Here is a 25,424-nt window from a genome sequence, read left to right on the forward strand (position 1 = left end):
TCAGATTAAACCAAAGCAGGCGATCGCCTTAATTAAACCAAATTTATTCGTCTGACTCAGGCGCAGCCAGTCTTTGCTCTTTCAAGTTTTGCAATTGTTGCAACAGAGAGTCAATTTCTGCTTGCAAATTTTTAAACTTCGCTTGCTGATCTGCTTGATAAAAAGACTTATTTAAATCACTCACCAAGGTAGCTTGGCATTTTCTTTCTGAAACAGGAGATGAAGTAGACATCGCTTACTAACTCAATACACAACTCAACTCACACCAATATTAAATATTATAGTAATGTAGGTTTAAGGATTGTTAAATTATTGTATATTTTCCATCATATACTCTAATAGTTTATGTGTTTTGTGATAAGTGACAACGATAAGTAGGGTTTTGTTCCAGAGCTAAAAAGTTTTGGGTAGAAAGTTGGAAATGCCGATCACAAAGGCAATACACCAAATTTAGCTCCAAGATATTCTGACTTTTGCAAAAAAATAATACCTGTTGCATCTAAAACTCGGTGCTACAGCAGGTTATGGTAAACTAACAATCTGCTTAAAATAAAATCATCACTAAAACACTTAGACTAAAAGAGATAATATTCTTTTAGAATCCAAAGTTTAATGGCAGCAGAAGGCAGAAAATTTGCTTTCTGAAGCTTCCTTATCTGCAAATCTTTAGCGAAAAACTGTTAAATCCTGTGACTGTGAGCTTGTCTGTTGCTAAATCTCATCGCCAACCCTGGCCCGGACTGATAGAAGCCTATCGTGAGTACTTACCTGTCAGCGAAAAAACGCCTGTTGTTACTCTCTTAGAGGGTAATACTCCCTTAATTCCGGTGCCAGCGATCGCAGAGCGTATTGGCAGACAAGTAAGTGTGTTTGTAAAGTACGACGGTCTTAACCCTACTGGCAGCTTCAAAGACAGGGGGATGACTATGGCCATTTCCAAAGCGAAGGAAGCCGGGGCAAAGGCAGTAATTTGTGCGAGTACAGGTAACACCTCAGCAGCAGCAGCAGCGTATGCGCGGCGTGGTGGCATGAGTGCCTTTGTGTTGATTCCTGATGGTTATGTCGCGCTTGGCAAATTAGCCCAGGCTTTGGTGTATGGGGCTGAAGTGCTGGCCATTCAAGGAAATTTTGACCAAGCCTTAGAAATTGTGCGCGAGATGGCAGAAAGCTATCCGATAACCTTAGTTAATTCCGTCAATCCTTATCGCTTAGAAGGGCAAAAAACAGCAGCCTTTGAAGTAGTTGATGCTTTAGGTAATGCCCCAGACTGGCTATGTATCCCCGTTGGTAATGCCGGGAATATATCAGCATATTGGATGGGCTTTTGTCAATATCATCAAGCCGGGAAGTGCGATCGCCTACCGCGCATGATGGGATTCCAAGCCGCAGGTGCCGCACCTTTAGTAAATGGTCAACCTGTAGCGCATCCTGAAACCATCGCCACAGCAATTCGGATCGGCAACCCTGCAAGTTGGGATAAAGCGATCGCCGCCCAATCTTCCAGCCAAGGCAGTTTCAATGCTGTTACCGATGCTGAAATTTTAGAAGCTTATCGACTTTTGGCATCATCAGAAGGGATTTTCTGTGAACCTGCCAGTGCGGCTTCTGTGGCAGGCTTGTTAAAAGTTAAAGACCAAGTACCAACAGGCGCAACAGTAGTTTGTGTGCTGACAGGTAATGGACTCAAAGACCCAGACACAGCCATTAAACACAATCAAAGTCAATTTAAACAAGGCATCCCCGCAGAACTTAAAGCTGTAGCTGAAGCAATGGGATTTTGATAGGTGACAGGTGACAGGTGACAGGTGATAGGTGACACAATATGGTTCGGTTAAGCATTTTTAACTTGTAATCTGGTTTTGGGAAAAGGTTAAAGGGTAAGGGTTAAAGGTTTTCTTCTACTTTTGTCCCTTCCCCTTTCCCCTTTAACCGAAAGGTATTGCCTAACTACCTTGCTTATTGCTATATGAAGTGTGTACTTTATACTTCAGACCTTTCTGCCCTTTCTCTTGCCAAGCCATCAATAGCATCACCTAAAGCGGTGGTGAGGCTTTTGCGAGTTTGGGCATGACTTTCCTGTTCAGTTTTAAAAGCTTGCAGCAGGCGATCGCGTTCTTTGGTAACAGCGATCAGTTTCGCCTGCAATTCCTCGACAGCTTGAATTTGTTTGATTTCGGCTTGTATAGCAGCTGTGGCTTTACCGTCAGCGAGTGTTGCTGCATCAATACCCTGGAGTTTGTGGATTTCTGCCTTGAGGGATGCGATCGTCTGCTGCAAAAGATGAGTATCTGTGCGGCGTTGTTCGGCTTCGGTGTTGTAAAGTTTACGCCATTTTTCCGCACTTTCCCAAGCAGAATTTAGGTCATGCTGCTTTTGGGCAAGTTGTTGTCTGAGTGCTTGTATTTCTTCTAACCACTGTTGTGTCAAATCTTGCGCCATAGATGCTTACCTGTTTTGTTTATCAAGACCTTTGGTTAATTATAGGAATCCGGTTTGATTACTGAAAATACTTATGTAGAGAGGCAATAGGCAATAGGAAAGAAGGAATAAAGGTATAGTGAGTTTTTTTCAGAAATCAAATATGAGTCCTATAGTTATAATTCCCACAATCATTGCACCCTACCCCCAACCCTTCGACCTGTCACCTATCACCTGTCACCTGTTAGACCATTAAGCTTGGACTACAAAATCTAATGCAGTGAGTTTGGGGAAACTAGTGAGTTGAGCAAATTGACCGCCATCGCCAAATCCCGGCAAAATACCATTGGCGTTGTAGAATAAACGACCGTTAGTAGAATCGTAAACGATCGCTCCTTGGGTAATACCTTGTAGCAATGGCTGTCGGTTATGACAGCAACCAACTTTAACAAAATCAATGGGATTGAGACTATTACCAGGCGCAGTTGTGAGTTCAGTAAATGTACTTGGATCTAAGACAATCTTGTCGCGTTGGTAACGACGAAAATCAACAATGGTGTCTACCCCTAAATCACCACGAGTAAAAGGTTGATGGCTGTTAAACACAAAGCGATCGCTACCAGCCCCACCAATAAGAGTGTCATTCCCAGCACCACCGTTGAGAATATCATTAGCACCCTTACCTAAAAGAGTGTTATTACTAGCGTTGCCAATCAAAATATCATTTCTAGAAGTCCCTGTAAATCTATATCGCGGCACGATACTTACAGTAGTAATAGCCACCTGACTAGTATTTGAATGTGCTTGTCCATCATCAACCACAAACTCAATATTTCGGCTGCTGGGGTTGGCAGAGGTAGCAGTATTGTTATAAGTAACAGTCCGCAAAACTTTTTGGTAATTCGCTACTGTATTCTGACCAACCAAAGTCAAAGTACCATTTGTGCGATCGTACCTGGCAGTAATTCCGGTACCAGTTGTGTCAGCACTGAGACTTTCGGTTTCCCCGTCATCGATATTGGTAATTTTAATAGTGGCTTGCTGAAGTGTAGAAGTGTTGCTATCACTAAGGCTAAGGTTAGCAGCATCGATAACTCTTACCGATGAACCATTAAAAGTAGCTGCATAATTAATACCTGCTCGATTACCATTGAGATCCAGAATAGGTGCAGCATTGCCGTAGATAACGTAACCTTGTCCAGCATTACTAATATTATTGGGTGCAGCCAAATATGCGCCAATAATTACATCATCAACACCATCATTATTGATGTCTCCAGCTTGACTGACAGAAACGCCAGAAAAGTCGTTCGCAGAAATCCCATTGATGGCAAAACCATTGTTCCCATCCAAGTCTGAGAGGTTAAGGGAACCACCACCGCCGACATTGGCACCACCAAACACCACATAACTTTGCCCAGCCCTAGAATTATCGTTAGGGGAAGCTCTCAGTGCGCCAATAATCAAGTCGCCATAGCCGTCTTTGTTGATATCTCCAGCACCGCTAACAGAAAGGCCTAAACCATCATCAGCAGCAATACCGTTAATCGCAAAGCCATGATTACCATTGAGCGCAGAAAGATTGAAACTCCCATTAGCTCCTACTTCTGCGCCGCCAAACACTACATAACTTTGCCCAGCCGCAGAATTACCATTAGGAGCAGCACCATCTGCGCCAATAATCAAGTCGTTATAACCATCACCATTAACATCTCCGCCACTACTAACAGATCTGCCTGATAAGTCACCGGCATGGATGCCATTGATTGCAAAGCCATTACTACCATTGAGGGCGGAGAGATTAACACTACCATTACTACCCACTCCGGCACCGCCAAATACCACATAGCTTTGCCCAGCCCCAGAATTAGCATTGGCTGAGGCTCTCAGTGCGCCAATAATCAAGTCATCAATACCATCACCATTAATGTCACCAGCATGGCTGGCAGAAACACCTAAAAAATCGGTGGCATTCAAACCGTTAATTGCAAAGCCATTGCTACCGTTTAAATCAGACAGATTAATAGTGCCACTACTACCTACATTGGCTCCACCAAACACCACATAGGTTTGCCCAGCTGCGAATTTTCTATTGGGGGCGGCAAAATATGCACCAATAACTAGGTCATTATAGCCATCGTTATTAATATCTCCGGCATCGTTAACAGAGATACCTGAATCGTCACCGGCATTGATGCCATTGATTGTAAAGCCATTGCTGCCGTTGAGGGCAGAGAGATTAAAAACGCCGTTATTACTAACGTTTGTGCCACCAAACACTACATAGCTTTGCCCAGCACGTTTTTTGCCATCGGGATTAGCATAGTTAGCCCCAATAATTAGATCAGCAATACCATCTCCATTCACATCTCTGGCATTGCTAACCGAGTTACCTGAATAATCAAACTCAGATTTGCCGTTAATAGCGAAGCCATTAGTGCCATTGAGGTTAGAGATGTTCACAACTCCATTAGCACCGATATTTTGACCACCAAATACTACATAGCTTTGCCCAGCATCAGTTTTGCCGTCAGAACCATCAGCAAAATTAGCTCCAATGATTAGGTCATCAACACCATCATTATTAATATCCCCAGCATTACTAACGGCAACACCTAAATAAGCATTCGTTTGAGTACCGTTGATAATAAAGCCGTTAATACCGTTGATATCAGCGAGATTAAATACCGAATTAGCCATAATTTAAGTTGTGTTTAACAAAAATATAAACAATGTGAAGGCGATCGCTTCCTATTAATAAGCACGATCGCTTCAACTAATCAATAGCTCGTCAGGCAGAATAATGGTTAATAACCTTGTATAACCACTATTTTAGGAATAACAAAAATGATGATTATTCTTAAGTAGTAATTTTGTGCAGATTGAAAAAATTTAAATAAGACCAAGCTCCTTCAAAGCGGTGAATGGCAACTTGGATAAGATTTTGGAGTCTATTAAAAGGTAGAACCTGCAAATTTTATTTATGAAGAATATAAGAAGATTTTGTTAAATGATTTATGGGAAAAAAGTAAAATTACCCAAATTATTCTAATTTTTATGGAGAATTTTTCCTCATTTCTTAATAAAGGTGGGCATGAAAAAATTAATAAGATAGATGCGATCGCGGTGACAGATTTGGCAGATTATGAGATGATACTCAGCAGAAATCAAGATAAATCATGGTTCAGCCTCGTTTTGTCCGCTTCTTTCGCCATCTCAATGGGCGCACAATCAAGAAAACTGTGGCGAGGACAATTGAACGACGACTTTTAGGACTGGCCGCAGAGATTGCCTTTAATGCCATGTTATCTTTATTTCCGGCAATCTTGGCTGTACTGACAGCAATCGGCTTAATGGCAGAATCTTTACAAAATACGTTTAAACAGTTGGCGGCGTTATTAAGTCAAGTTGCACCAGAAGAAGCGATGACCTTGATTCGGGATTTTGCTACTACAGAAATTGCCAACTCTAAAAATAGTAGTTTGTTTTCTCTGAGTTTTGCGATCGCCATTTGGACGGCTTCTGGTGCAGTTAGTACAGCAATGACTGCTTTTGACCAAATTCATAAAATGCCGCCAGAGAAGCTACGCCCCTTCTGGAAAGCCAAACTCGTTTCTTTAGGCTTAACAGTCGGTACAATTTTACTTTTGATGTTGGCTTCTTTCTTTGTCTTTGTTAGCGACTTAGTATTGCGACTAGTTGTGTATGAGCATGGCTCTTTACTATTTTTGCTGCATCTTTGGCAATTGTTACGCTGGCCTTTAACCTTAATTATTGTTGCCACCGCCTTTAGTTTTATTTATCGCTATGGCCCCAGCAAGTGGAACCCAGGAACCCCAATCATGCCAGGGGCAATTTTGGCAGCAGTTTCGTGGGCAGTAATTTCGGCACTGTTTCGGCTGTATGTGGCCAATTTCGGCAACTACAATCGAGTTTATGGTGCTGTCGGAACTTTTATAGTTTTAATGCTCTGGCTGTGGATGAGTGCGGCTGTTTTGCTGATAGGTGACCAGATGAATGTGATTGTTGGTGAAGATATGCGCCATCATAAGGAAGAAGGGGCTAGAGACTAGAGGCTAGAGTTAGGGGTTTGACAAATGACCATTGACTCATAAATTAAGTATTAGGACAAACTCTTGTCAAATAGCCATACAAGATTAAAATATTGAACGGTTCAACCTGAAAAAAGCGATCGCTTTCATGCCTGATCCTTACTCACAAATTCCTCATATAGCTCCTGATGCTACATCCTCATTAAGGCGACTGCGCCAACTGAGTCGAGTTCTTGATCAAGCCTTTACTATTCCTGGCACAAGAGTTAGTGTCGGGTTAGACCCACTGTTAGGGCTTATACCTGTTGGCGGTGATGTTTTAGGATTGGTATTTTCCAGCTACATCATTTTAGAATCAGCACGAATGGGTGCATCCAAAGCTACGTTAGGTAGAATGATTTTGAATCTAATTATTGATAGCTTGGTTGGAAGTTTACCTGTAGGCGGAGACTTGTTTGATTTTGCCTGGAAATCAAATGAATATAACATTAAGCTATTAGAAGAACACTTAAAAAGTCCCCGCAGTAACCAAAAAGCAGACACTTGGTTTGTTTTAGCAGTTCTGGTTGGATTATTATTAATAGGCATTGTCTTAATTACAATACCAGTAATATTAATTAGCGCACTGTGGCGATTATTAACTGGTGCTTAGATATTGATTAATAACAGCATGAAAGATTGGTGGCAAGCAACTTTTCCCCAAGGGCGGCAAAGTTTAATTATTACTGATGCTCAAGGATATCCCGTACAAATTGCTTATGGTGAAATAGGTACAGGTAAGCCTTTAATTTTATTACATGGGATGGGTAGTTGGAGCTATAACTGGCGTTATAGTCTTGAGCCGCTATCGAAATATTTCCGTGTTATTTGTTTTGATGCTAAAGGGTTTGGATTTTCTGAAAAACCCTGTTATCGTCGAGAAGATGATGGACATCAAGTGATTGAATTAGAGCGCATTATTGAGGGTTTATGTGATGAACCTGCTGTTGTTGTGGCAGAGTCGCTAGGCGGTTTAGTTGCTTTAGCACTGGCGCAAGAAAGACCTGATTTAATTGCGCGGTTAGTAGTAGTTAATGTACCAATTTTTGCTGAACGGCTGCCTCATTGGGTAATGTATGTACTCGCGCAAACACCATTAGAAATATTGCAAGCCATAGACTCTTTACGTTTGCCATATTTAGTAGCCCCGCTAGTCAGAGAAATTATGGCGATCGAAAGACGCAGAGTATTATTTGATCCATCAATTTTGTCACAAGAAGATGTGTATTGGATCACCTATCCTTTTGTTGAATTGCCGGGAACTGTAGTGAAAGTTGCTGAAGATTTACAACTAGCAGCTAAAGAAATTGAAAACTGGCAAATAAATAAACCCAATATGCTGACTAGAATTCAAAACAAGCTATCTACTATTGAATGTCCCACGCTTATTTTGTGGGGCGATAAAGATAGTTGGTTTCCTGCTAGTCATGGAGAAAAACTACATAAATGTATTGCCAATTCCAAGTTTCAAATTTTAACTGACTGTTATCATGATGCTTCTACTGGTTCTGCAAAAGTTATAAATGCCTCTATTGTGGAGTTTTTGCAGGAAACAAATTTTATTTAACCATGTCCTACCTCAGGGAACGCTCCGCGTGGATTGCTTCTTTGATGCCAATTTGCCGATAAGCAGCTTCGATTGAAAGCTGCTTTTTGCCCCCTGTCTTGACAGAGGTTTTAGGACTTCCCGTGAAAAGTCTGAGTAACCGCAACGGAGCGATCTTCTCCTCAAGGAGACGCTACGCGAACACGAGTAAATTTCTTATCCGAAGCGTATTGGGGTAGCAGGCGAAATGTCGATAAAATCTAAGATGAACAAAGAACGAGATAAATCATTAAACTGAGAGTTAGTTGCCCTGCTGGGATTGACCATCCCCTACATAAAATGACTAAAGAAACTACGAGAATTGTGATCCTTGGTGGAGGCTTTGGTGGCCTTTATACTGCTTTGCGCTTAAGCCAGTTACCTTGGGAATCTCAACAAAAGCCCGAAATTGTACTGGTAGATCAAAGCGATCGCTTTCTATTTTCCCCCTTACTCTACGAATTACTCACTGGTGAACTGCAAACTTGGGAAATTGCCCCGCCGTTTGCTGAACTTCTCCAAGGTACAGGAGTACGCTTTTACCAAGCCGTTGTGTCAGGCATTGATATCGACCAGCAACGGATACAATTACAAGACGGCCCAGAAATACCCTACGACAGATTAGTGCTGGCCTTAGGTGGAGAAACACCATTAGATATCGTTCCTGGCGGCGCATCCTACGCCCACCCCTTCCGCACAGTTAATGATGCTTACCGTTTAGAAGAACGCTTACGAATTCTCGAAGAATCTGAGGCTGACAAAATTCGTGTGGCAATTGTTGGGGCTGGTTATAGCGGTGTCGAACTTGCTTGTAAATTAGCTGACAGATTAGGCGACAGAGGTAGGTTGCGGTTAGTTGAAATTAGCGACCAAATTTTACGCACATCCCCAGAGTTTAACCGCGAAGCCGCTAAAAAAGCTTTAGAAGCAAGGGGTGTATTTATTGATTTAGAAACCAAAGTTGAAGCAATTACCGCAGATACCATTTCACTGGAATACAAAAATCAGGTAGATACAATTCCTGTAGATTTGGTGATTTGGACTGTAGGTACAAGGGTAGCTCCTGTAGTCAAAGTCTTGCCTTTAAAGCAAAACCAGCGAAATCAAATTAGTACTACACCAACGCTACAAGTTCTCGACTATCCCGAAATCTTTGCTTTAGGTGATTTAGCCGACTGTTGTGATGCCGAAGGCCAGCAAGTCCCGGCTACAGCACAAGCTGCCTTGCAACAAGCTGATTATACTGCTTGGAATATTTGGGCTTCCTTTACCCAGCGACCTTTACTTCCCTTCCGCTATCAAAAGTTAGGCGAAATGATGGCACTGGGAATAGACAACGCTACCTTAACTAGTTTAGGCATCAAATTAGATGGTTCTTTAGCGTATGTTGCCCGTCGCCTTACCTACCTCTATCGGATGCCGACTTTCGATCATCAACTCAAAGTTGGTTTTAATTGGCTAGTCCGTCCTATTATAGAGACACTTTCTCAGTCAATCTAAATCTCATATTCAAAATACATAATCACAAACAGTTTGATGGAACGACCGAAAGTTATTTTCCTTGATGCTGTCGGCACAATCTTCGGCGTAAAAGGCAGTGTGGGCGAAGTATATAGTCAAATAGCCAGAGAATTTGGTGTCACCATTTCTCCGGCTAGATTAAATAAAGCTTTTGTCCACAGTTTTAAAGCAGCACCGCCACCGATATTTCTCGATGCAGAACCAGCAGACATCCCGCAACGGGAGTTTGACTGGTGGCGGACAATTGCGCTCAATACCTTTGAAACTGCTGGCGCTCTCAAGCAATTTCCTGACTTTTCGGCTTTTTTTAGTGAACTTTACATTCACTTTGGTACTGCTGAACCGTGGTTTATTTATGCTGATGTGTTGCCATCGCTGATGAACTGGCGGCGTTTGGGTATTGAAATGGGAATTATTTCTAACTTTGATTCTCGAATTTACTCAGTATTGCAAAGTTTAGGACTGAGCGATTATTTTACCTCTGTCACTATTTCTACCCAAGCACGCGCAGCGAAACCCGATCCCGAAATTTTTACTGTTGCTTTAGAAAAACATAATTGTCCGCCAGAGGCAGCATGGCACATTGGCGACAGCATTGTCGAAGACTATCAAGGGGCGAAAGCAGTTGGGATGAGAGGAATTTGGATAAATCGGGAACAAAAATAGAATGTCTGCTAGAGACAAATTTCATAACGCTGTCAAACAAGGCTTAGAAAAAGAAGGATGGATAATTACTCATGATCCATTACGTATTGAATATGGTGAAGAGGATAAAATTTCGATAGATTTAGGAGCAGAGCAACTTCTAGGAGCAGAAAAAGCTGAACAAAAAATAGCCGTAGAAGTTAAAAGTTTCCTAAGCGATTCAGCGATTTTTGATTTTCATCTAGCTTTGGGGCAATTTTTGAATTACCGTCTAGTTTTAGAAGAAACTGAACCAGAACGCCGTCTGTATTTAGCTGTTCCTATTGAAGCCTATGATTCATTCTTTTATCGAGATTTACCCAAAGCTTCTATTAAGAAATATCAACTTAAATTAATAATTTATGACTCAAGAAATGAGGTAATTGTCAAATGGATAAATTAAACAAATATCGCCAATATATTCAGCAGTTATTAACAGAAGAATCTCAGGGAAAAACGTTAGGAGGAGATATTGAAACAGAAACAGTCTTTGATTTAACCAATGATCGTTATTTATTAATTGACTTGGGATGGAATGGACATCAGAGGATTTACAACTGTGTGCTTCATTTAGAAATTAGAGAAGAAAAAATTTGGATTCAACGCAATCAAACAGACACACTAATTACCGATATATTAATAGCCAACGGCGTTGCAAAAGACGATATTATTTTGGGGCTTCAACCTCCATATATTCGAGAATATACGGGATTTGGAGTTGGTTAAACAAATTAGTATAAGTTAAAGGGAGTTTTAGTAGATTGAGTGGAGTAACCCAACGATGATGTTGGGTTCCACTTCGTTACACCCAACCTACTAGCTGTATAGAGCAGGGTAGAGAAATTTATGCTATGGATTCAGACACCAATCCTGACATATCTAATACTCGCTCTGACCAAGCGTTAGATTGTTCTGATATTTTTTTGCGTTCGCTATCATTAGACCAAATACTATCTAAAGTTAATTTCCATCGTGCTAGTTGAACTTGAATGTTAACCAGTTCTTCCGCATATTCTGGTTCAATTTCTGCTGCTGTCCATTCAATAAACCACGTGGTTTCCTCTGCTAAACTCTCAACAGCTTCTTTATAAGTGCTGTTACAAAATGTTCTAATCCTGGCTAAATTTGAAGCTATATGACCTAAGCGAGTTGATGTATTAACACTTTGAAATCGTGCTTTTTTTTCATCTAAATTCTGGTTCATATCCCCCAATCAACTCCTGAGTGATTTTTTGTACACGTTCTTGAATTACTGGGTCTTGAATTAACATTGAGCGATTATTTTGGCTGGGGCGAATATTGATAATTGATTCAAAAGCTATTGATTGGTTAAAGGGAACCCAATCAGCACCCCAAATATCTCGCTGTTTACTACCGTTTTAGTAGTATTAAGCCTATATTTAAGAGATTTGTTGTCTGATTCAATTTTTGTTATTTGTTCTTTTAATTGTCGCTCTGTTTTATAGGTTTCGTCATTAATCTTTCGCAAGTAGGAAAACTCATCTTTTCGATTTTGTTTTATTTTGTTCTTCATCAATTGCTTTCCTATCTTACAATAAAGCATCTATTGTATCAAAAATTACAATAGATGCTTTATTATATTATGATGCTAAAGAATTTATTTTGTTAAGATTTGGTATAGAATGGACTAAGTGAGTTAAACCTCTCAAAATATCAAAAATATCAGCCTTAGATTTAATCTTAAATTACAGCTTATGGAGGAGACTGTCTTTGTTGCAGCCTCCAACTTATATAAGCTGTATAATAAGACTTTTAACTAACACAAGAAAAGCTATAAGAACTGACGTGCTAAGAAAAAGCTCGTAATTGATTTTGCATCTATTGGTTCGCCTGCTAAAATTGCTTTTTCCAGTTCCTCTGGTGTCATTAGCACAGTTTCAATATCTTCGTCTTCGTCTTGCTTGGGTGGTGTTTCTAGCTTTTGTAAATCTTGGGCTAGAAAAGCGTAAATAATTTCATCAGAGTAACCAGGCGCAAGGAAAAATTCGCCAAGTTTGCGCCATTTTTGCGCGCTATAACCAGTTTCTTCCTCAATTTCACGCATGATTGTATCTTGAGGGTCTTCGTTGTATTCTAAAGTACCAGCAGGAAATTCTAATATCCTTCCTTGAACAGCAAAGCGATATTGACGCACCAGTACTAATTTCCCTTCTGGTGTCACAGGCACAGCTAACGCCCCTCCTGGGTGACGAATACATTCCCATTCGCCTTCTGATTTGTTAGGTAAACGCAAGCGATTTACCTCAAAATCAAATTTACGTCCTTTATAAAACAGGCGTTGTTTTAACAGCTGTGGTAATTCTCTACCTAGTGGCATAGTTATAGTTTTATCTTTTCAAAATACACAGACAAACACTGCGGTCGTTTGCAGAATCAGAGTTTTGCGTGTTTATGGGTGGTGACTTAAATTGCTCTTCAGTAAATGTACATCAGAACAGTCTACATCTTTTACCAACTGTTTGATCGCATATCCGGAAACTGGTTCTATCCAATCTGGGGCAATTTCGGCTAGGGGGACTAAGACAAATGCTCGTTCACGCATCCGTGGGTGAGGAATTTGGAGAGTTGGTGTGTCTAGAATTACCTGATCATACAACAATAAGTCTAAATCCAGTGATCGCGGCCCCCAACGTTCTTGTCGCACTCGCCCAAATTTCTGTTCTGTGGCTAACAAAGTATCTAATAATAACTGCGGTGTCATTGCTACTTGCAATATGGCACAACCATTAATGTAATCTGGTTGTGGTGGCCCTACTGCTTTGGTTTTATACCAACTAGATGCTGATTTTAATTCAATTCCTGGTAGTGCAGCTAACTGGGCGATCGCTGTTTCTAATATTGTTTGAGAATCACCAAGATTGCTACCCAGAGCTAACGCAGCCAAAATAGGCAACTCATTCCCAAAGATTTTTTGCCCACTATCTTTAGACTGATTTATTATATTTTGATCCCCATTATCGTTAAATATTTTTAACAATTTTTCTTTACTCAATTAAATATAACTTGGTGGAAAATCTTAAAAAAATCAACTAGTAATTTGACAAAAGATTTTATGTATAAATGAATTCAGTTAAAAATTTATAGGATAATATACTAACACGAACGTAGTGAGCTAACCCCTAAACTCTGTTTTAGGCGGAGAGCTTGCGCCGACTTGAAGCGAGGAACTAACGTGGGGAAGCGCACCTCCTGGTTCAAGCAACAAGCACCAAATTTTGAGTGACTTTGGCAAGGAGGAGCTGCGATTGTCGCCTGGGAATCAATACAAGAACAAGGAATCCACTCAAGAAAGCTTACCCCCAAGCAAACTAGCAAAGGTAAAGCAGCTATTTGGCAAAATGGGTAATGTTCCATCTGGGATATTGACCACATTTAGCAGTCGGGAAAAGCCGTTCTATCGTCGGTTCTGGTTTTGGGCAATACTAACAGTAGGTGGTGGGGTAGTAGGGACAAAATACTTCATTACCTCGATAGATAAGACTTTGCCGGATAAATCGGAACTCCAAGCAGTTGTTCGAGAGCAAACGTTAACAATTAAAGCGGCTGATGGTACTATCCTTCAGCAACAAGGAGAAGCTAGTAGAGAACAACTCAAAATAGAACAAATTCCCGATAAATTAAAAAAAGCTTTTATCGCCTCAGAAGATCGCAGATTTTCAGAACATAAAGGTGTTGATCCCCAAGGTATTTTGCGGGCAGGTTTAAATAACTTGCGATCGCAAGGTGTGGTAGAAGGTGGTAGCACCATCACTCAACAATTAACGCGTATTCTCTTCCTCAGCCAAGAGCGAACAATTTGGCGCAAACTCAAAGAAGTCCGCCTCGCTCAAAAAATAGAAACAGAACTGACCAAAGACCAGATTTTAGAGCGTTACTTAAATCTGGTGTATTTAGGCTCAGGGGCTTACGGTGTTGCAGATGCAGCCTGGGTTTACTTCAGCAAACCAGTAGACCAACTTACCTTAGCAGAAGCAGCCACAATTGCAGGTTTGGCACCAGCACCCAGTGCCTACTCCCCAGAGAACAATCCTGAAGCAGCTAAAAAACGGCGAAATCTCGTATTGCAACGGTTGCGGGAAGATGGAGTAATTACCGAAGCCGAAAGACAAGCAGCCTCCCAAGAACCGCTAGTTGTTAAAAGCAGTCCACCGAAACGCCTAGAAAAACAATCGCCTTACTTTACCAGCTACATCCAACAAGAATTACCTAAATATGTACCTGCTGATGTGTTATCTACAGGAGGTTTAACTGTAGAAACATCCCTAGACCCGACTTGGCAAAAAGCAGGCGAAGAAGCAGTGGCTAAAGTACTACGTAATCAAGGGCGTTGGGAGAACTTTAAGGAAGCAGCCTTAGTATCTATTGATCCCCGGAATGGGGAAATTAAAGCGATGGTTGGTGGTAAAGATTTTGATAAGAACCAATTTAATCGCGTTACCCAAGCCAAGCGTCAGCCAGGATCAACCTTTAAAGGGTTTGTCTACGCGGCGGCGATCGCCGCCGGCAAAAACCCCTACAATACCTATGTCGATGCTCCTTTAGTAGTTGATGGTTATGAACCAAAAAACTACGGTGAAACCTTCCGGGGAGAGATGAATATGCGAGATGCCCTCACTCGCTCGGTGAATATAGTTGCGTTAAAAGTCTTGTTAGATGTGGGGTTTGAGCCAACCATCGAACTAGCGCATAAAATGGGCATTAAATCAAAACTCAATCCCCATTACTCTCTAGCTCTTGGTTCCAACGAAGTCAATCTTTTAGAATTAACTAGTGCTTACGGTAGCTTTGCCACTCAAGGATTACACACAGAGCCACATGGAGTGCGACGCATCCTCAACCGCCAAGGTCAAGTTATTTGGTCAGCAGATTTTAAACCTGAACGCGCACTCGATTCTGAAAGTGCCGCAATTATGACCTGGATGCTGCGTAACGTTGTGGAAGCTGGTACTGGTGGAGCCGCTCAACTAGATAATCGACCTGTAGCAGGCAAGACTGGCACTTCTGATGAAGCCAGGGACTTGTGGTTTATTGGCTACATTCCCCAAGTAGTAACAGGGGTTTGGCTAGGTAACGATAACAACCGCCATACCTATGGCAGCAGTAGCAGTGCCGCCTACACTTGGCACGAATTTATGGAAAAAGCTGTTGAGGGAATGCCAGTCGAAAAATTCCCCGCCCGACCAAAGTTAGAAGGTCGTAAAGGGACTATTAAAGCCCAACCCATCAAGCCAGGGAAGGTACAGAATCGTTCAATATCCTCTGATGATGATGACGATTCAGAACGGTCAAATTACCGTAATGACGATGATAGCGGCTCATCCAGACGCAGACGCAGAAGTAGTTATCGTTACCAACAGCAAGAGGATAATACAGAAACAGAAAGACCAAGAAGAAGACAGCGTTATCGTAGTGTAGAAAACGACTCCAGCAACACGGTAACAGAACAACCTCGTCGTAGAAGAAGATATCGGCAAGCTGAATCAGATTCTCCTACACCCCGCAGGTCGCGCCGAGTAGAATCAGATTCTCCTACACCTCGCAGCTCTCGACGGGCTTCATCTTCTAGTAGTGGTAGTTCTAACTCTTCAAGTTCTGGTTCTGCATCAACACCTTCTTGGCGGGAAAGACTCAGACCAGGTTCTTCACAATAATTAGGGAATAGGCAATAGGCAATAGGCAATAGTAAAAAGTTATTTATTGTTTCCTGTTGCCCTTTCCCTATTCAAAAAAATACATTCTTGTTCCCTGAAAAAATGCTTTCATGACTGCTGAGTTACCATCACCTGTTTCATCTGAGTTGTTTGCTACTTTATTACAAGCTGGAAAAGATAGCGATCGCCCATCTGCTACGGTAGTAGTTGATGCTCTATTACAAGCCGAAAAAACTGCCAAACAACAACGGCTTACCTATAATTTTGATTCTCTTGTCGGAAAATGGCGACTATGCTTTGCTACTGGAACTCGCAAAGCTAAACAGCGAGGCGGAATCATTTTAGGTAAAGGTTTTTATTGGCCTAAATTTACGCCAACTTACATTACCTTTACTGGAAAAACACTCATAAATGAAACTTCAGCCAAAGCAGAAATTAGCAATCAAGTACAACTAGGGCCAGTGTTGTTAAAACTCACAGGGCCAGCCAAATATTTAGGCAAAAAAAACCTTTTAGCATTTGACTTTACCCACATACAATTTAGTTTATTTGGTCGTACTATTTACAACAAACCTATCCGTAATTCTAAAACGCAAATAGAAGATTTTGACAACCAACCCATAGGTAAATTACCCTTTTTCGCCTTCTTTTTAGCCACCGAAAATTTAATCGCAGCACGTGGTCGAGGCGGCGGACTAGCACTATGGATAAGAGAAAAATAATTTACGAAATCTAAAAAACTCTGCGCTACTCCGCGCTACGCCAGTTACTACAACGTGGCGAAGCCGCTCAACGGAGTGCCTTGGGAACCCGCGCAACGCACTGGCTCAACTTTGCATACCTCTGCATTTTAAATCTCATAGTACCAAACCTCTTCTTCTCGTACCACAATGCGATGTAGAGATAAACGGTCAATCAAACCTCCCTCCTCAAATTGACCCAAAATTCGAGTGATAGTCACGCGCGTAGAACCAAGCATTTCAGCTAAGTCTTCATGAGTTAACCGCATATCTATTAAACGTCCTTTCTCAACTTCACAACCAAACTTTTTAGATAACCATGCTAATAATTTAATCAGCATAGTATCTACTTTTTTATAACTACGAATCACCATCAACTCTTGAGCCTGTTGAATATGTGCTAAAAGAGTTTCTTGTGGTTGATACCATTCTTCTATAGATAAAGTCTTTACTTCTACTTTTGTTAAACACTCCATCTGATAAGGTTCCATTTTTGACAAAACCTTACCAACCGTATCTCCAGGCCCCCATAATCCTAGAGCAACTGTTGTACCGTCTTCTAAATAAGTGAATGTCCGCACGAAACCCTTTTCAATCTGCCAGAGAATATTTTCATGGTCTGGCAAGAATGAACGCCTGGTAAAATGCTGCTTGGCATTTCTGGTAGATGGGTTAGACAAGCTGGAGTGTAAAGACACCATGATGTATAGACCGATTTTTCGATATATTAACCGTAGTATACATATATATCAAATTTCATGAGTCTATAGGTCTTTAAAAAACTGTTCTTCCCAGTCAGGAGTAAAAGAAGCAGGGGGAGCAGAGGAAGAAACTACCTCCCCTAATGTCTCCAGCCTCAGCTTGTAACATTTATCCAAAAATCAGCAGTGATGATTTTACCATTGCGATTGAACTGACCCCAAAGCTTATACTTTCCTGGCTGTGGAAAGCTAGTCATAAAATGAACCTGTCCAGTCGGGGTATTTTGTAGTGCGTGAGCATGGATGTAATCTGCTGCTGTTAATGGGGTTGAATGTCGCAGGATAACTAAATGTCCTTGTTCTCCTAAGTAAGGCTGTAAATCTGTAAGCGGTTGATTGTTAGAAGCATCTTTTAAGTGAAAAATTAAAGTGACTTCTTTACCTGCTTTTACAGTGGCTTCAGAGAGAGCAAGATTGACTTTAGTATCACTGAAAGTTTTACTACGCTTAATGTCAATTTCTGGAGCAGCAATAGTTATTCCTGGAACTTGTGTTTTCAATACAGAGATTTGTTCTGCTTGACCAGTAGGTTTGTAGTCACTAAAAAATGTGTAACCACCAGCTTGGGGAAAATTAGCTTCAACTTCAAACTGCCCATTATCTTTATATACGGGATGAAGATGACTAAAATACTGAAGATCATCACTGACAACAATCAAGTGCATTAACTTTTCTTGGAAAGTGTCAAAATTTGTAATTGTCTTTCCATCAAAATCGTGAACCTCAATCAATATCGGAATCCTTGTATTCTGGCTAATGGTACTAGAAATTGTGAGTTTTGCCTGAGTTACTGCTTTCTTTTCACCATGAACTGTGCTACTTGTTGAATGTTCTGTATGATGGTTATCACTTATTAAAAAGTCTTCATGCTGATGTGTACTAACAGATATTGCTTTTTCTTCAGCTTTAGGTAATAACGAACAACTTTGAGCAATGAATAAAGTAGTAGTTATTGCGATCGCATTGATAAATCTTTTCATTGACTTTGCTCCATTAGTGAATTTACGAATTATCTACTCAACATAAAATCACTTTAAATTGTCTAGTTAGCTGGAGAGTCAAGAGGAAAAATCAAATAATTATTAGTTGATTCTATATTAATAAAAAATCACGTTTATTATTTTTAATAAACGCGCATTAAGATTTATATCTCCTGATTATTTTGCTAACTCACCTGCTGGATATTTAGCCTTTGGTAAACCTGCAAACCGCATACGAATTTGGCTAATCACGATATACAGGATAGGTACTACAAACAAACTCAAGAAAGTAGCAACGAACATTCCACCAAAGACAGCAGTACCAAGAGATTGACGGCTAGCTGACCCTGCGCCTGTAGCGACAACAAGCGGCCAAGTTCCCAGTAGCGTAGAAATAGCAGTCATGATAATTGGTCGTAAGCGTTCTCCAGAAGCTTTGACGGCTGCTTTGGTAATTGAAAAACCTTGGTCGCGTAATTGGTTAGCAAATTCAACAATTAAAATTGCATTTTTACTAGCTAAACCAATTAACATCACTAAACCAACCTGACAGTAAACATCGTTATACAAACCACGCCATGATTGAGCTAATAATGCTCCTAAAACAGCTAAGGGAACTGATAATAAAATAATCAAAGGGTCAACGAAGTTATTGTATTGAGCAGCCAGCACTAGGAAAACGAAGAAAATTCCTAGACCAAAAATAATTGGTGCTTGACCACCAGATTCTAATTCTTCTAAAGTAATCCCTGACCATTCGTAGCCCATATTTTTTGGTAAGACAGTAGTGGCTAAACTTTTCATCGCTTGGATTGCTTGTCCAGAACTAAAACCAGGTGCAGCTGCGCCATTGATTTCTATTGAACGATACAGGTTGTAGTGGTTAATTGTTTGCGGCCCGGTAGTTGGTCTTACTTTAACCAAACTACTGAGGGAAATCATCTCACCTTGTCTAGAACGCACATATAGTTGTCCAATATCTTCTGGGTTGGCGCGAAACTGTTGATCTGCTTGAACATAGACTCGGTACGTGCGACCAAAAGCATTAAAGTCGTTGACGTAGCGTGAACCGATGAAAGTCTGCAATGTGCTAAAGATATCTCTAACAGGGACTTGTAAGGCTTCGGCTTTTTCTCGATCTACTTCGATAAGTAACTGCGGTGCGTTAGCGGTGTAGGTACTAAATACTCCTTGCAGTCCTGGTGTTTGATTTGCTTTGCCGATTAAATCATGACTGATTTTGACTAAATTATTGATGTCGCTATTATTTCTGTCGCCTCTATCTTGCAACTGAAACACAAAACCACCCACACTACCTAAACTTTGGATAGTCGGAGGATTCACCGCAAACACGGCTGCGTCTTTAATTGCTGACAGTCCACCTCTAGCTTGATTCACAATTGCTGATGCTGTTTGTTGGGCTGTTTTTCGCACATCCCAAGATTTGAGAGGTGCAAATATTAAACCTCTGTTGGGAGTGTTACCACTAAAACCAACACCACCCATTGCAAAGGTACCTTTAATCTCTGGTATTTTCAGCAGTGTTTTTTCTGCTTGCTTCGCAACTTCACGGGTGTAGTTGAGTGAAGTGCCATCTGGCCCCTGTATTAAGTTAATAAAATAACCTTGGTCTTCTTCTGGTAAAAATGCTGTCGGTACGCGCAGGTAAAGCCAGCCTGTCCAAACCAAAGATGCAATAAATAAAACCACAACAACAATTTTTAAGTGGATAAGCAACCGGAGAATTTGTTGGTATCCTTTTTGCATCCAGTCAAGTAACCAATTAATCGCTCCAAAAATCCAGCCTAGTAAACCGCGTGGTTTTTGAGTTTTCCGCAACAACATAGCTGCCAGAGCTGGAGTTAAGGTAATAGCAATAAAAGTCGAAAGTACAATTGAGAAAGCAATTGTCAGTGCAAATTGTTTATATAGTTGTCCCGTTGTTCCAGGGAAGAATCCCACAGGAATAAACATAGCCATGAGTACGAGGGATGTGGCAATTACCGCCCCAAACAGTTCTGTCATGGATTCACTAGCCGCCCGCCGGGGATTCATCCCTTTACTCTGGATAAAGCGGTTAATTTGTTCGACGATGATGATTGCATCGTCTACCACCATCCCCGACCCTAAAGTCAAACCAAACAAAGTCAAGCTGTTAAGTGAAAAATCGAAAATTTTTACAAAGGCAAACGTTCCAATTAAAGAAATCGGAATTGTAATTGCGGGAATGAGGGTAGTACGCCAGTCTTGTAAGAAAACAAAAATTACTAAGACAACCAGCACAATTGATTCCAATAAATTTTTGACAACTTCCTGACGAGACGCTTCGACAAATAGTGAAGAATCATAGGGAAATTCGTATTTCAAACCAGGTGGAAAGTCCTTTGCAATTTGCTCCATTTCGGCTTTTACCGCATTGGCAATTTTTAAAGCATTGCTCCCAGGAATTTGCAGAATTTGATAGCCGACAGCAACGTGACCACTATAGCGAGCAAAGGAACTGTAATTTTCTGCCCCAAGTTCAGCACGACCAACATCTCTTAGTTTCACAAGTGTGCCATCTGTATCCGCTTTGATGACCATGTTTTCAAATTCGTCAGCTTCTTTTAGTCTCCCTTGAGTTTGCAACTCGATTTGATACATTTGCCCATTTGGTGCGGGTGGCTGTCCAATACTCCCAATACCCAACTGTAAGTTTTGTTGGTGAAGGGCGTTAATTACATCCTCTGTCGTCAGTTTGCGATTGGCAAGTTGAGTCGGGTCAAGCCACAACCGCATCGCATAGCGGCGATCGCCAAAAGTTGCAATATTACCTACACCTTTAATGCGTCTGAGGCGGTCTAAAACATAAAGGTCGGCGTAGTTACTAATAAAAGTGTCATCATATTTATCACCTTCGCTATACATAGCCATCGCTAAGACGATACCACTGGATTGCTTTGTGACAGAAACGCCCGTTTGTCGGACAACTTCTGGCAGTTTTGGTTCTGCAAGCAAGACGCGATTCTGCACATCATTAGCTGCAACATCGATGTTATATCCTTGCTCAAAAGTGACAACGATGTTACTAGTACCATCACTGCTGCTGGTTGAGGTGATATATTTCAAGCCCTCGACACCATTAATTTGGCGTTCTAAAACTGTTGTTACTGTATCTTCTACAACTTGAGCGTTAGCACCAATGTAATTTGCAGTGACATTGATTTGCACAGGACTGATATCTGGGTACTGCTCTACTGGTAGTAGCGGAATGCTGATTATACCTACCATGAGCATTACTAAAGCGCAGGCGATCGCAAATACAGGTCGCTTAATAAAAAAATTCGCAAACATAAACTTATTCTTTGTAAATAAAAATCTGGATTTAGCTAAGGCTCAGGAATAATAGGAGTGCCATCTCTTAAATTGATTAAACCGGAAACAATAATTTTTTCTCCTGCGGTTAAACCTTTCAGCACTTGATACTGATTACCCTGGATACTACCTAGCTCTAAAGGTTTGAGCCGTGCTACTAACCCCTGTTCCTTAGGTGAAAATTCAGCTACATAAACAAAGGTTTCTGCACCCAAACGGATAACAGTTGTTGTAGGAATTAATACTCCTGGGCGTTTGTCCCAAACCACTTTAGCTTTCACGAATTGGTCGGCTCGCAACTGTCTCCGGGAATTATCAAATAGTGATTTGACTAAGACTGACTGAGTATCGTTAGCGGTGTTGGGAGCAATGAAAAATATTCGACTGCTTCCGAGATTTTTACCTCGTTCGTCAATTAACTGCAATGTCATTCCAGGACGTAATCGGGTTGCTTGCTGAACTGGTACGGAGATATTGACTTCTAGAGTTTGATTTTCGGTGATAGTTGCTAATTGCGTCGAAGTATCAACAAAATCACCGATTTTGATGGGGATATCGCCCACTTTGCCAGCAAAAGGAGCAGTAATTTTGTAGTATTTCAACTGGACTTGTTGTTGCTTGGTAGCTGCTTGAGCTTGCTGTACTGCTTTTTCGGCTTGAGAAATCGCAGCTTTTTGGGCTTGAATTTGGGCATCCATCGCATTCAAACTGCCTTTAGCTGTAGCTAGTTTGTTAGCGTATTGATCTTGAGTTTGGCGAGATATCGCACCTTCCGCAGCCAGATAAGAGTACCTTTGGTAGTCCAACTCGTTTAGCTTGACATCAGCTTGCTTAGATAAACGTTCAGCTTCTATAGATTTGAGAGTCGCTTTAGCATTTTCGAGTTGCGATCGCGCCGCCATTGCTGCTGCATCCACACCGCTAACTACTGCTTTTTGTTCTTCTGCATCTATTTGTAAAATTGGTGTACCTGCTTTTACTTCATCGCCGGATCTCACAAAAATCTGGCTGACTTGTCCTTGAATTCTGGGACGGAGAGTGACTGAGCGGCGAGATTGGAGGTTAGCAATAAAACTTGAACTTTGTTCAATTGTGCTTGCTTGTAGTGAGGATAATTTAACTTTTACGCCAGGAGGTGCAACATCTGTAGCTACTGGGGATTTCTGGGTGGGAGTCAGCACTCGCCAACTAACAATACCTCCACCTACTAAGAATAAGGTTAGCAATAGCCAAAGCCACGGTCTTGTTAAGTGCGGTAACTGTAATTCAGTCTCGAAATCATCATTTATATCTAGAATAGGGGTTTGGTTTTCCAAGGGGTTCATGTTTGAGGAATTCCTATAAATTCAATTGAGAACTTTCTATCAACAATTAGTCTTTTGCCAACTGTTGATAGACTTTAAAAAACCCTATATTGATGGATAACTAACAGAGTTTTAATTAATTTACTCAACTTGGAATTAGCTTAAACTCTCCATCATCCTGGAGAGTCAAGAGTAAAATCAAAAAAATCAACCACAAATAAACAAACAAAAAGTCTGAGCGGAAGCTTACTCTGCTCAGACTTTTAACAACAGATGTCCACAAATACATCCTCGTGTTTATCTGTGTGAATCTGTTGTTTTATATATAATTAACTTTTTATTTTTGTACTAAAGACCGTTGATATTTATATCTCTAGCTTGACAAAACTATTTATTCATTTTCGATAATTGGGCAAATAGTTGAATGGTCATTATCAGGTTTTATTTCCCAACCAGAAAGCAACCCTGATAATTCTTGTCTCAAAATCAATAATTGCTGAATTTGTTCATCAATAGCTTTTACCTTATCTTCCAGTTTAATTTTGATATGCTCACAAGGTAATTCTCCCTCATCATGAACATTTAAAAATTCCTTAATCTCTAACAAACTTAATCCTAAACTTTGAGCGCGTTTAATAAAATGCAGTCGCTCCAAAACTTCAGAGTTAAATAATCTAAATCCACCCTCAGTTCTGCCTGATGATTTAAGTAGGCCAAGTTCTTCATAGTAGCGAATAGTTTTAATTGGTACGCCGCTTTCTTTGGCGACTACACCAATCTGTTTTGCTTCTGCTTGGGCTAACATACTTACCAAACCTTCAGTGAGATATGATTGCTAATTTTAATCCTAAACTCTCCATTTAGCTGGAGAGTCAAGCATGAAAAGTATCGTTATTTATAATGCTTACCCACTCATGGTTTTGGTCAGCCATTCGGTTGAATAAGTAAGCGAAGCCGTAATAAACTACGTCATCATTATGATTTTCAGACCATGTACATCCCAACCGCTTTTCGAGAAGATGACATTGAGAAACTGGTCGCTTTCATGCGTGCTAATAGTTTTGCTACGTTAGTATCTATTTTGAATGATGTCCCTGTTGCTTCACATATCCCGCTTGTTGTCACAGTACAGAACGGTGTTGTTAAGCTGTCAGGACATCTTGCTAAACCCAATCCTCAATGGCAAGGTTTTGGCGTTGGTCAGACACTTGCTGTCTTTACCGGGCCTCACGCTTACATCTCACCATCTTTGTATGAGAAGGAACAGAGTGTACCGACGTGGAACTTCATCGCTGTACACGCCTACGGAGTACCTCAAATTATCACCCTCGGAGATTCGCCAGAACAGATGGATAAAATAATTGACGAGATGATTGATACTTATGAATCTGAGTATAAATCTCAGTGGCATAACTTATCTCATAACTTCCGCGAGGGAATGATGAATGGCATCATTGCTTTTGAGATGACCGTCACACGCTTAGAAGGGAAATACAAACTTAGCCAAAATCGCAGTCATGCTGACCAGTATAATGTTGCACATACACTGCTACAAAGTTCAGAGCCAACTGTTCAGGCTATAGGTGCAGCAATGAAACAGAACCTTGAAAAGGATGGAGATTCGCCCAAATAATCGAACTGATGATTTTTGTGCAGAAATTTATTCCTTGACAGTGCCTAAAGATTTGGGTTGAAGTTTGATCATCGTTTCATCTTTAATAGCGATCGCGCCTTGAATGTCTGATGCTTCGGCTTGGATTTCACCGCGAAACATATTCATTCCGCAGGTGAAAAGATATGTTCCGGCTTGTTCGGGTGTAAATTCCACAATTGTTACCTGATTAAGCGGTAAATCTGCGGCAATATGAAAGTCTGGAATTATTACTTGTTCTAAGCAACTGCTGGGATCTTTGCGTTCAAATTTCAGTCGTACTGGTGTCCCCGTTTGCACTACAATTCGACTTGGTTCATATCCGCCATCAACAGTAACGGTTACTTCCTGGACATTTCCACCTGTTGCAATTGCTTTTTGAGATTTGGATTTACTCAGCAAGAACCACCAGAGTTCTAAACCAATGAGTCCCAACCCGCCGAGGGTGACGGCCACCTTCCTCTCTAAGGGTTGATCAATACGTTGAAATTGATTGGTTTGGACTGAGTGTGTCTCATGGGATGTTTGTGTTGCTGCTTCACCAGATGCAATTGCGAATAAAATGCCTAAACTTGCTATACTGCCTATAAGTGCTGTTCTGTTCACCATTGAAAAATCTCCTGTGTTGAAAAAAGGGGCTAGAGATTAGGGGCTAGGGACTAG

25 protein-coding genes are annotated in these 25,424 nt (G+C 40.9%); 11 read left to right on the forward strand and 14 right to left on the reverse strand.

The window, feature by feature from the left end; genetic code table 11:
* Positions 1-43: 43 nt before the first annotated feature.
* A complete protein-coding gene (locus H6G76_RS07080; RefSeq protein WP_190697559.1) occupies positions 44-232 on the reverse strand; it encodes a hypothetical protein in 189 nt (62 codons plus the stop codon).
* A gap of 457 nt (positions 233-689) precedes the next feature.
* On the opposite strand from H6G76_RS07080, the gene thrC reads away from it, so the two are divergent.
* The gene (gene thrC, locus H6G76_RS07085) at positions 690-1,781 is read left to right on the forward strand and encodes a threonine synthase (RefSeq protein ID WP_190697561.1); all 1,092 of its coding nucleotides are present in this window, start codon (positions 690-692) and stop codon (positions 1,779-1,781) included.
* Positions 1,782-1,980: 199 nt separating this feature from the next.
* Here thrC and H6G76_RS07090 read toward each other — a convergent pair whose 3' ends face one another.
* Together H6G76_RS07090 and H6G76_RS07095 are read right to left on the reverse strand one after the other, a co-directional pair.
* On the reverse strand, positions 1,981-2,439 hold the full coding sequence (locus tag H6G76_RS07090; RefSeq protein WP_190697563.1) for a hypothetical protein: 459 nt from the start codon (positions 2,437-2,439) through the stop codon (positions 1,981-1,983).
* A gap of 231 nt (positions 2,440-2,670) precedes the next feature.
* On the reverse strand, positions 2,671-5,118 hold the full coding sequence (locus tag H6G76_RS07095; RefSeq protein WP_190697566.1) for an FG-GAP repeat protein: 2,448 nt from the start codon (positions 5,116-5,118) through the stop codon (positions 2,671-2,673).
* A gap of 479 nt (positions 5,119-5,597) precedes the next feature.
* On the opposite strand from H6G76_RS07095, the gene H6G76_RS07100 reads away from it, so the two are divergent.
* The 7 genes from H6G76_RS07100 (at position 5,598) to H6G76_RS07130 (ending at position 11,025) form a co-directional block, all read left to right on the forward strand.
* Positions 5,598-6,491 carry a YihY/virulence factor BrkB family protein gene (locus H6G76_RS07100; protein ID WP_190697569.1) on the forward strand — a complete coding sequence of 298 codons (894 nt, stop codon included), beginning with the start codon at positions 5,598-5,600 and terminating at the stop codon, positions 6,489-6,491.
* Between the two features lie 127 nt (positions 6,492-6,618).
* Positions 6,619-7,122, forward strand: coding sequence for a DUF4112 domain-containing protein (locus tag H6G76_RS07105; RefSeq protein WP_190697572.1), 504 nt, complete (start codon positions 6,619-6,621; stop codon positions 7,120-7,122).
* An 18-nt stretch (positions 7,123-7,140) separates the two neighbouring features.
* Positions 7,141-8,076, forward strand: coding sequence for an alpha/beta fold hydrolase (locus H6G76_RS07110; RefSeq protein WP_190697575.1), 936 nt, complete (start codon positions 7,141-7,143; stop codon positions 8,074-8,076).
* 318 nt (positions 8,077-8,394) lie between these two features.
* Positions 8,395-9,594, forward strand: a complete 1,200-nt coding sequence (locus H6G76_RS07115; RefSeq protein WP_190697578.1) for an NAD(P)/FAD-dependent oxidoreductase — start codon at positions 8,395-8,397, stop codon at positions 9,592-9,594.
* Between the two features lie 36 nt (positions 9,595-9,630).
* On the forward strand, positions 9,631-10,281 hold the full coding sequence (locus tag H6G76_RS07120; RefSeq protein WP_190697581.1) for an HAD family hydrolase: 651 nt from the start codon (positions 9,631-9,633) through the stop codon (positions 10,279-10,281).
* 1 nt (position 10,282) lies between these two features.
* Positions 10,283-10,702: a XisH family protein gene (locus tag H6G76_RS07125; protein ID WP_190697584.1), complete on the forward strand. Its 420-nt coding sequence runs from the start codon at positions 10,283-10,285 to the stop codon at positions 10,700-10,702.
* Entirely contained in the window at positions 10,690-11,025 is a 336-nt protein-coding gene (locus H6G76_RS07130) for a XisI protein (RefSeq protein ID WP_190697587.1), read from the forward strand. The genes H6G76_RS07125 and H6G76_RS07130 overlap by 13 nt, the downstream gene beginning before the upstream one ends.
* Before the next feature lie 118 nt (positions 11,026-11,143).
* Here the strand turns inward: H6G76_RS07130 and H6G76_RS07135 are convergent, their stop codons facing one another.
* The 5 genes from H6G76_RS07135 to folK all read right to left on the reverse strand — a co-directional run bounded on the left by H6G76_RS07135 (position 11,144) and on the right by folK (position 13,207).
* On the reverse strand, positions 11,144-11,503 hold the full coding sequence (locus H6G76_RS07135; protein ID WP_190697589.1) for a hypothetical protein: 360 nt from the start codon (positions 11,501-11,503) through the stop codon (positions 11,144-11,146).
* Positions 11,484-11,657 carry a DUF5674 family protein gene (locus tag H6G76_RS36885; protein WP_313934754.1) on the reverse strand — a complete coding sequence of 58 codons (174 nt, stop codon included), beginning with the start codon at positions 11,655-11,657 and terminating at the stop codon, positions 11,484-11,486. Before H6G76_RS36885 ends, H6G76_RS07135 begins: the two co-directional genes overlap by 20 nt.
* A complete protein-coding gene (locus H6G76_RS07140) occupies positions 11,618-11,833 on the reverse strand; it encodes a hypothetical protein (RefSeq protein ID WP_190697592.1) in 216 nt (71 codons plus the stop codon). The genes H6G76_RS36885 and H6G76_RS07140 overlap by 40 nt, the downstream gene beginning before the upstream one ends.
* A 258-nt stretch (positions 11,834-12,091) precedes the next feature.
* On the reverse strand, positions 12,092-12,637 hold the full coding sequence (locus H6G76_RS07145) for an NUDIX hydrolase (RefSeq protein WP_190697596.1): 546 nt from the start codon (positions 12,635-12,637) through the stop codon (positions 12,092-12,094).
* A 72-nt stretch (positions 12,638-12,709) separates the two neighbouring features.
* Positions 12,710-13,207: a 2-amino-4-hydroxy-6-hydroxymethyldihydropteridine diphosphokinase gene (gene folK, locus H6G76_RS07150; protein WP_190697816.1), complete on the reverse strand. Its 498-nt coding sequence runs from the start codon at positions 13,205-13,207 to the stop codon at positions 12,710-12,712.
* Positions 13,208-13,565: 358 nt separating this feature from the next.
* Here folK and H6G76_RS07155 point away from each other — a divergent pair, with 358 nt between their 5' ends.
* Both H6G76_RS07155 and H6G76_RS07160 read left to right on the forward strand, forming a co-directional pair.
* Positions 13,566-15,971: a transglycosylase domain-containing protein gene (locus tag H6G76_RS07155; RefSeq protein WP_190697599.1), complete on the forward strand. Its 2,406-nt coding sequence runs from the start codon at positions 13,566-13,568 to the stop codon at positions 15,969-15,971.
* Between the two features lie 110 nt (positions 15,972-16,081).
* The gene (locus H6G76_RS07160; RefSeq protein WP_190697602.1) at positions 16,082-16,693 is read left to right on the forward strand and encodes a hypothetical protein; all 612 of its coding nucleotides are present in this window, start codon (positions 16,082-16,084) and stop codon (positions 16,691-16,693) included.
* A gap of 128 nt (positions 16,694-16,821) precedes the next feature.
* Here H6G76_RS07160 and H6G76_RS07165 read toward each other — a convergent pair whose 3' ends face one another.
* From H6G76_RS07165 to H6G76_RS07185, 5 genes are all read right to left on the reverse strand, one after another.
* The gene (locus tag H6G76_RS07165) at positions 16,822-17,412 is read right to left on the reverse strand and encodes a Crp/Fnr family transcriptional regulator (protein WP_190697605.1); all 591 of its coding nucleotides are present in this window, start codon (positions 17,410-17,412) and stop codon (positions 16,822-16,824) included.
* A gap of 155 nt (positions 17,413-17,567) precedes the next feature.
* Positions 17,568-18,452, reverse strand: coding sequence for a hypothetical protein (locus tag H6G76_RS07170; RefSeq protein ID WP_190697608.1), 885 nt, complete (start codon positions 18,450-18,452; stop codon positions 17,568-17,570).
* A gap of 177 nt (positions 18,453-18,629) precedes the next feature.
* The gene (locus H6G76_RS07175; RefSeq protein ID WP_190697611.1) at positions 18,630-21,785 is read right to left on the reverse strand and encodes an efflux RND transporter permease subunit; all 3,156 of its coding nucleotides are present in this window, start codon (positions 21,783-21,785) and stop codon (positions 18,630-18,632) included.
* Between the two features lie 35 nt (positions 21,786-21,820).
* Positions 21,821-23,131 (reverse strand): efflux RND transporter periplasmic adaptor subunit, encoded by a 1,311-nt coding sequence (locus H6G76_RS07180; RefSeq protein ID WP_190697614.1) that lies wholly within the window; start codon positions 23,129-23,131, stop codon positions 21,821-21,823.
* 370 nt (positions 23,132-23,501) lie between these two features.
* On the reverse strand, positions 23,502-23,915 hold the full coding sequence (locus tag H6G76_RS07185) for a heavy metal-responsive transcriptional regulator (RefSeq protein ID WP_190697617.1): 414 nt from the start codon (positions 23,913-23,915) through the stop codon (positions 23,502-23,504).
* Between the two features lie 186 nt (positions 23,916-24,101).
* Here H6G76_RS07185 and H6G76_RS07190 point away from each other — a divergent pair, with 186 nt between their 5' ends.
* Positions 24,102-24,743: an FMN-binding negative transcriptional regulator gene (locus tag H6G76_RS07190; protein WP_190697620.1), complete on the forward strand. Its 642-nt coding sequence runs from the start codon at positions 24,102-24,104 to the stop codon at positions 24,741-24,743.
* Positions 24,744-24,770: 27 nt separating this feature from the next.
* Here the strand turns inward: H6G76_RS07190 and H6G76_RS07195 are convergent, their stop codons facing one another.
* Positions 24,771-25,370 carry a cupredoxin domain-containing protein gene (locus tag H6G76_RS07195; RefSeq protein WP_190697623.1) on the reverse strand — a complete coding sequence of 200 codons (600 nt, stop codon included), beginning with the start codon at positions 25,368-25,370 and terminating at the stop codon, positions 24,771-24,773.
* Positions 25,371-25,424 lie beyond the last annotated feature (54 nt).

It is taken from the genome of Nostoc sp. FACHB-152, from assembly GCF_014697475.1.
Classification (GTDB): Bacteria; Cyanobacteriota; Cyanobacteriia; order Cyanobacteriales; family Nostocaceae; genus Nostoc_B.